Source organism: Daejeonella sp. (assembly GCF_044232565.1).
Taxonomy (GTDB): Bacteria; Bacteroidota; Bacteroidia; order Sphingobacteriales; family Sphingobacteriaceae; genus Daejeonella.
This window is the reverse complement of the sequence record NZ_JBIILQ010000167.1, coordinates 1-6,233: the sequence shown is the minus strand read 5'-3', so window position 1 is coordinate 6,233 and position 6,233 is coordinate 1. Positions and strand designations below refer to the sequence as shown.

At 35.7% G+C, this 6,233-nt stretch carries 7 protein-coding genes; 4 read left to right on the top strand and 3 right to left on the bottom strand.

Annotated elements, in window-relative coordinates:
* The coding region (locus tag ACILQF_RS09465) for a c-type cytochrome domain-containing protein (RefSeq protein ID WP_395627168.1) at positions 1-523 on the bottom strand (523 nt) is incomplete at its 3' end.
* A 266-nt stretch (positions 524-789) separates the two neighbouring features.
* Between ACILQF_RS09465 and ACILQF_RS09460 the strand changes: the two genes are divergently transcribed.
* The 4 genes from ACILQF_RS09460 (at position 790) to ACILQF_RS09445 (ending at position 5,149) form a co-directional block, all read left to right on the top strand.
* Positions 790-1,899 (top strand): AI-2E family transporter, encoded by a 1,110-nt coding sequence (locus ACILQF_RS09460; RefSeq protein ID WP_395627167.1) that lies wholly within the window; start codon positions 790-792, stop codon positions 1,897-1,899.
* Between the two features lie 71 nt (positions 1,900-1,970).
* Positions 1,971-2,867: an ABC transporter ATP-binding protein gene (locus tag ACILQF_RS09455; RefSeq protein ID WP_395627166.1), complete on the top strand. Its 897-nt coding sequence runs from the start codon at positions 1,971-1,973 to the stop codon at positions 2,865-2,867.
* A gap of 6 nt (positions 2,868-2,873) precedes the next feature.
* Positions 2,874-4,178 (top strand): ABC transporter permease, encoded by a 1,305-nt coding sequence (locus ACILQF_RS09450; RefSeq protein ID WP_395627165.1) that lies wholly within the window; start codon positions 2,874-2,876, stop codon positions 4,176-4,178.
* A 50-nt stretch (positions 4,179-4,228) separates the two neighbouring features.
* Positions 4,229-5,149: an exopolyphosphatase gene (locus tag ACILQF_RS09445; protein WP_395627164.1), complete on the top strand. Its 921-nt coding sequence runs from the start codon at positions 4,229-4,231 to the stop codon at positions 5,147-5,149.
* A gap of 2 nt (positions 5,150-5,151) precedes the next feature.
* On the opposite strand, the gene ACILQF_RS09440 is transcribed toward ACILQF_RS09445, so the two are convergent.
* Both ACILQF_RS09440 and ACILQF_RS09435 read right to left on the bottom strand, forming a co-directional pair.
* Positions 5,152-5,727 carry a Maf family nucleotide pyrophosphatase gene (locus tag ACILQF_RS09440; RefSeq protein WP_395627163.1) on the bottom strand — a complete coding sequence of 192 codons (576 nt, stop codon included), beginning with the start codon at positions 5,725-5,727 and terminating at the stop codon, positions 5,152-5,154.
* A gap of 67 nt (positions 5,728-5,794) precedes the next feature.
* Positions 5,795-6,154 (bottom strand): hypothetical protein, encoded by a 360-nt coding sequence (locus ACILQF_RS09435; RefSeq protein ID WP_395627162.1) that lies wholly within the window; start codon positions 6,152-6,154, stop codon positions 5,795-5,797.
* Positions 6,155-6,233 lie beyond the last annotated feature (79 nt).

Below are 6,233 nucleotides of genomic sequence, written 5' to 3'. Positions count from 1 at the left end.
TCGCAATTTGTTCTGAAGCAGGCATACCTATAAGATCAAGGCTAATTCTGCGAAGCAATGTTGCTTTATCAGCTTCAGTTGAGGGCTTTAAATTTTCTTCTTCTAATTTTTGATAAACAAACTGGTCAACATCATTTTTAATCCACTTATCACTGTAATCAGGAACATCCTGCTTTTTAACAGGAATGTATGCCCAATGCTCACCCCATTTTGCACCTTCCTTAATCCATTGACGTAAAATATTTATTTCATCCTTTGAAAGTGCTTCATGCTTGTAAGGCATCCTTTCATTCGGATCTGAATGTGTTATTCTTTTTATAAGCTCACTCTCATCCGGATTACCAGGGAGTATTGCAGGTTTTCCAGATTCAGTAATACCCAATGCTTCTTCCTCAAAAAGCAGGCTAAATCCGGCTTCCTGCTTCACTCCACCATGACATGAAATACACTTTTTATTAATGATAGGTTTAACCTGAGTATTATAATCAACTTCGGGAGCAGGATTTGCCAGTATATATAACACCGTTACAATAATTAGCAGCGAAGCTATAATGATAAGTTTTTTTGAATGAAACAAATTCATAGTACAATGGTTATTTTAAAGATATAAATTTCTGTTAAATAATTTAATTCCTATCTAATAAATTCATCATTCAAATCAAGCACGCAAATACTTTAGTGAAGAACCTTTTTAATTCATTCGATCCAACGTTTATGTTTAAATTTTGAATGAAATCATCAAACATATTACTTGGGTTTTATATAAGGAAAATGACCAACAATTGACCTATGTTTAATTCCACACCAACACTTTCCAGAAGTGTTTTAGTCATTATTTTTATTTTTTTAGTAGTAAGCGGACTATATTTCGCGAGACAATTTTTAATCCCAATTGCCATAAGTGCCCTACTTACCATGCTACTTATTCCCCTTTCAAATTATTTTGAGAGAAAGGGTATCAACAGAATTTTAGCAAGTTTTATTTGCCTACTTTTTATTGTTAGCCTATTCGGTGGGATAATCTATCTGATTTCTTGGCAAGCGGCCGACATATCCGACAATTTAAATGAAATTGGTTTGCGTATTCAGAAAATAATCCTTGAAATTCAAAAATTTTTAGCTCATACCATTGGAATCTCTCATGAGAGTCAAAAAATATGGTTCGATAAACAAACATCAAATGGATCAAATGAGGCAATCTTTTTAGCTAGTTCTATACTAAGTTATTTAATGGGAATATTAATGAAGAGTATTTTGGTTATTGTGTACCTCTTTTTATTTCTCACTTCGCGCTCCCATTTAAAAAAATTCATTCTTATGCTTGTGCCAAAAACTGAAGTTCAGGAAACAGAGCGCATGATTTCGGACGCTGGAAAAGTTTCTCAACATTATCTTTTAGGATTAGGAATTATGATTATAATGCTTTGGTTTATGTATGGCTTTGCTTTCAGTATTATTGGAGTTGAAAGTGCCATTTTCTTTGCTATACTCTGCGGACTATTAGAAATTGTTCCCTTTATTGGAAATATCACTGGTACAAGTCTGACAATCCTAATGGTAATCTCTCAGGGAGGCAGCAATACCATGGTGCTCGGAGTATTCGTCACCTACATGATTATACAATTTTTACAAACCTATATTTTAGAGCCCTTGATAGTCGGGTCTGAAGTAAATATCAACCCCCTATTCACCATTTTAGTATTGGTTTTCATGGAAATTATTTGGGGTATTCCAGGCATGATTATGGCCATTCCGATGCTTGGAATTATAAAAATTATTTGCGATCACGTGACTCCATTAAAACCCTATGCTTTTCTGATTGGGAAGACAAAAACTAAAAATAGCTCTTCGCTTTCAAAAAGGATTTGGATTAAATTAAAGTCAATCAGAGCTAAATAAATTATCTTGAAATTATAATAAATGGTAACAAATGAAGCAAACAATAGTCTATAAAACATAAACCAAGAAAAATGCTAAGTATCAGAAATATCGTCAAGCAATATGCCAATCATCGTGCTTTAGACAATGTATCGATTGAAATTGAAGATGGATCAATTTTCGGACTCCTTGGTCCGAATGGTGCAGGAAAAACCTCATTAATCCGCATCATCAATCAAATAACCGCACCCGATCAAGGTGAGATATTTTTGAATGGCGAAAAATTAAACCCTTCACATATTTCAATGATCGGCTACCTTCCAGAGGAGCGCGGCCTTTACAAAAAAATGGAAATTGGTGAGCAAATGTTGTATCTCGCACAACTCAAGGGGCTCTCCAAATCGGATGCAACTTTAAGGATTAAGCATTGGTTTGAGAAAATGGAAATTGAAAGCTGGTGGCATAAAAAAGTGGAGGATTTAAGTAAGGGGATGCAGCAAAAAGTCCAATTTATTGCAACTGTTGTACATGATCCTAAACTCATTATTTTGGATGAACCATTTTCAGGATTCGACCCTGTGAATGCACAACTTATTACTGATGAGATACTTGATTTAAACAAAAATGGAGCAACAATTATTTTTTCTACCCATCGCATGGAATCTGTAGAACAATTATGCGACAGCATTGCTCTCATTCACCAATCGAAAAAAATATTGGATGGCAAGGTAAAGGATATAAAAAATCAATATCGAAATAATACTTACCAGATACGCTTCAGCGGAAATTTAGAGTCGGTTGAAAATCAATTTTTCAATATCACTAATCAGAAAATCGATGATGACATTACCCAGCTAACCATTCAAATTAAGCCAGAACATTCCGTGAATGATTTACTTCAGTATTTAATGCCGCAAGTACAAATTTCTGAGCTTATGGAAATTATCCCGAGTATGAACGACATATTTATTCAGAACGTAAAAAAATAATAGAAGATGAACAAAACGCTACTAATCATCCAGAGAGAATACTTGAGCAGAGTAAAGAAGAAAGCTTTTTTGATCATGACTTTCCTTGTCCCGCTATTGATAATTGCTATGTATGCATTGATTATTTTCTTATCGATGCGTGGCGGAAACAATATCCCAACGGTAGAGGTTATTGACGAAAGTGGCATTTTCAATAAAGCCTTTGAAAATAAGCGCTCTGTGAATTTTGAGAAGTCTAAACTTTCACTTTCTGAAGCCAAAAAGAAAGTAATTAATGAAGAGGAGGCCTTTATTCTTTTCATCCCCAAGGATATAAAAAGTGGCGGAAGTATTGAGTTATTTTCGCAGAAGAATACCGGTTTATCGGTAATCACTACAATAGAAAATCAGCTAAATGAGCAAATGCGCGTGAAGCTTTTGCAAGACGCAGGAATCGATTCAGAGACACTAGATAAAATCAAACCTAATTTATCTGTCATTTCAAAAGAATTAACTCTTGAAGGTGAAAAAGATAGCAGTTCTGGTGCTGCCATGGCAGTTGGCTTTGCTGCAGCGATATTAATCTATATGTCGCTCTTTATTTATGGCATTCAAGTAATGAGGGGAATCATTGAAGAGAAAACAAGTCGAATTGTTGAGGTTATTATTTCGTCTGTAAAGCCTTTTCAACTAATGATGGGTAAGATTATTGGAATTGGCCTGGTAGGATTAACCCAATTTCTGTTGTGGATTGTTCTTTCAGCGGGATTGATGAGCGTAGCCAGCACTGTTTTATTTAAAGACAATGTAGCGCAAGTAAAATCAGAAATACCTTTGAATGATCAATCAGTTGCTGCTGCACAAAAGGGACCAGGTACGGATATTTTAAAGGCTGTTCAAACGATTGAATGGACCTATATTTTACCTGTATTTATCGTATTTTTCCTTGGTGGATACATGCTCTATTCTGCTTTATTTGCAGCGGTTGGTTCGGCAGTGGAAACAGATACCGAAACTCAGCAGTTTATGCTTCCCATCACCTTGCCTCTTTTGTTTACATACATCATGTCATTTAGCTTTATCGTAAACAATCCGGATAGCAGCCTCTCTTTTTGGCTCAGTATCATTCCTTTTACCTCACCAATCGCTATGATGGTGCGACTTCCATTTGGTGTTCCAAATTGGGAGCTAGCTTTATCAATTGTCCTTTTAATCGGCGGATTTCTATTTACAACATGGATTGCCTCTCGAATATATCGTGTAGGAATTTTGATGTATGGAAAAAAAGTTAGCTTTAAAGAATTGGGCAAATGGTTTTTGTATAACGAATAGCTCTTACTTTTGTTGATTTGAATTAAATAAATCATGATTTGGCATTAAAAATGAACAATCGAATAGCCATTATCGATTTGGGCACGAACACCTTTCATATATTAATTGTTGAAAACAATGACAGGTGCCCAATATTAATCCACCAAAATACCATTCCAGTAAGCTTAGGCGAAGGCGGAATGGAAGACGGACAAATTACAGCTGCTGCATTTAAACGTGGCCTAGAGGCTTTGAAACAGTTTAAAAAAGTAATTGAGACTCTCCAAATCACTAAAGTTAAAGCTCTGGCCACATCTGCCTTAAGATCTGCTTCAAATGGGGTAAATTTCATTGAGCAAGTGCTATCCGATACCGGCATTCATATCGAACTCATTGATGGTAACCGTGAAGCCGAGTTAATTTATTCAGGTGTTCGTGCTGCCATCCCTTTGAAAAACCATAAAAGTTTGATTATGGATATTGGCGGTGGAAGTGTTGAATTTATCATTTGCAATCAGGAGCAAATATTTTGGAAAAGGAGTTATGATATTGGTGCTGCACGATTAATGAATACATTTCATCATTCAGACCCCATTTCAAAATCGGAGGTAAATGCTTTACATACTTACCTTAATTCTGTACTCATTGATTTGATAGCTCAACTAAGGAAATTAAATCCGATTCAATTGATTGGCTCGGCTGGAGCATTTGAAACGTATGCATCAATGATTGATGCTGAATTCAAGCCAAGTTTTGAAAGTCCGGAATTCAACATAGACTTCAATGAATTTGAAAAAATTGCCAAGTATATCATAGAAAGTAATCATCAAGAGCGTGCAAAAAATCCAGCTATACCTGCAATAAGGGTCAACATGATTGTTGTAGCATGCATATTAACGCGCTACATTCTTGACCTACACCCCTTTAAAAGCTTAAACCTTTCAACTTACTCCATGAAAGAGGGAATGTACTTTGAGATAATTAATAGTTAAAATCAGTCCATTAGCTTGCATAGCTCTTCATACAGGCGCTGAGTTGGCAAACCAACAATATTACTGTAAGAACCATTGATTTTTTCTACAGCCACTAGGCCAATCCATTCCTGAATACCATAGGCCCCAGCTTTATCCATTGGCGAATAAGTAGAAATATAGTGCTTAATCTGCTCGGCACTTAAAGTTTTGAAGAAAACCTCAGAAATTTCGTAAAAACTGATCAACTTATGATTCTTCAATAAACTTACCGCCGTAATTACTTCGTGCCTTTTTCCAGATAAATCCGAAAGAATTTCAAAAGCATGCGCATCATCTTGCGGTTTTCCCAATATTTTTCCATCAAGAGAAACAATAGTATCGGCGGTAATAACAATCTCATTATCTATCACCTCATCAAATGCCTTTGCTTTTTTCTCCGCTATGTACACTGCAATCTCTGATGGTGAAAGTCCGGCAGGATAACTCTCATCAACATCCCTTAGTACGACCTTGAAATCAATTCCCATCAAATGGAGGAGTTCCTGTCTACGTGGTGATTTGGAAGCTAATATTATCGGACTGGTATTCTTCAGCATATCTCTTAATTTTGACCAAAAATAAGAAAAGCGGCCAAAAGCCGCTTTTCAATTCCAAAATATAAATTTAATTATTTCTCATTCTAGCACGACGTTCCTCCAAAATAGCTTCATAAGCTTTCTTTTGCTCCTCGTTTAAAACCAGATTGATTATTTTTTTTGTTTGATCCTGAATAGGAGTCATTTTAGCCCGCATGCCAGCAATATCGCCATTAGAGGTTGTGCGAACACTATCAAGTTGCTGAGCTGACCACATAAAAATGGAAGCCAATTTCACTTTTTGATCCTGACTAAGCTTTAATGGCTCAAGTTGAGCAAGCTGACGACTTGCTCTTTCTTCAGGTGTACCCATTTGCGTTCTACCTTGGGCAAAGGCTACTGTTGAAACACTTATAAAGAGGCCCAAAACGATTATGATTTTTTTCATCTGTTATTGTTTTTAAAGAGAAAGAAATTTAAGAAAAATAATTGAGAATGAATTGTTTTAAATCATTGTAGAACCATCA

What these genes read in the sequence shown, in the direction of transcription:
- ACILQF_RS09460 (WP_395627167.1), top strand. Translation starts at nt 790, where the DNA reads ATGTTTAATTCCACACCAACACTTTCCAGAAGTGTTTTAGTCATTATT.
- ACILQF_RS09455 (WP_395627166.1), top strand. Translation starts at nt 1,971, where the DNA reads ATGCTAAGTATCAGAAATATCGTCAAGCAATATGCCAATCATCGTGCT.
- ACILQF_RS09450 (WP_395627165.1), top strand. Translation starts at nt 2,874, where the DNA reads ATGAACAAAACGCTACTAATCATCCAGAGAGAATACTTGAGCAGAGTA.
- ACILQF_RS09445 (WP_395627164.1), top strand. Translation starts at nt 4,229, where the DNA reads ATGAACAATCGAATAGCCATTATCGATTTGGGCACGAACACCTTTCAT.
- ACILQF_RS09440 (WP_395627163.1), bottom strand. Translation starts at nt 5,727, where the DNA reads ATGCTGAAGAATACCAGTCCGATAATATTAGCTTCCAAATCACCACGT.
- ACILQF_RS09435 (WP_395627162.1), bottom strand. Translation starts at nt 6,154, where the DNA reads ATGAAAAAAATCATAATCGTTTTGGGCCTCTTTATAAGTGTTTCAACA.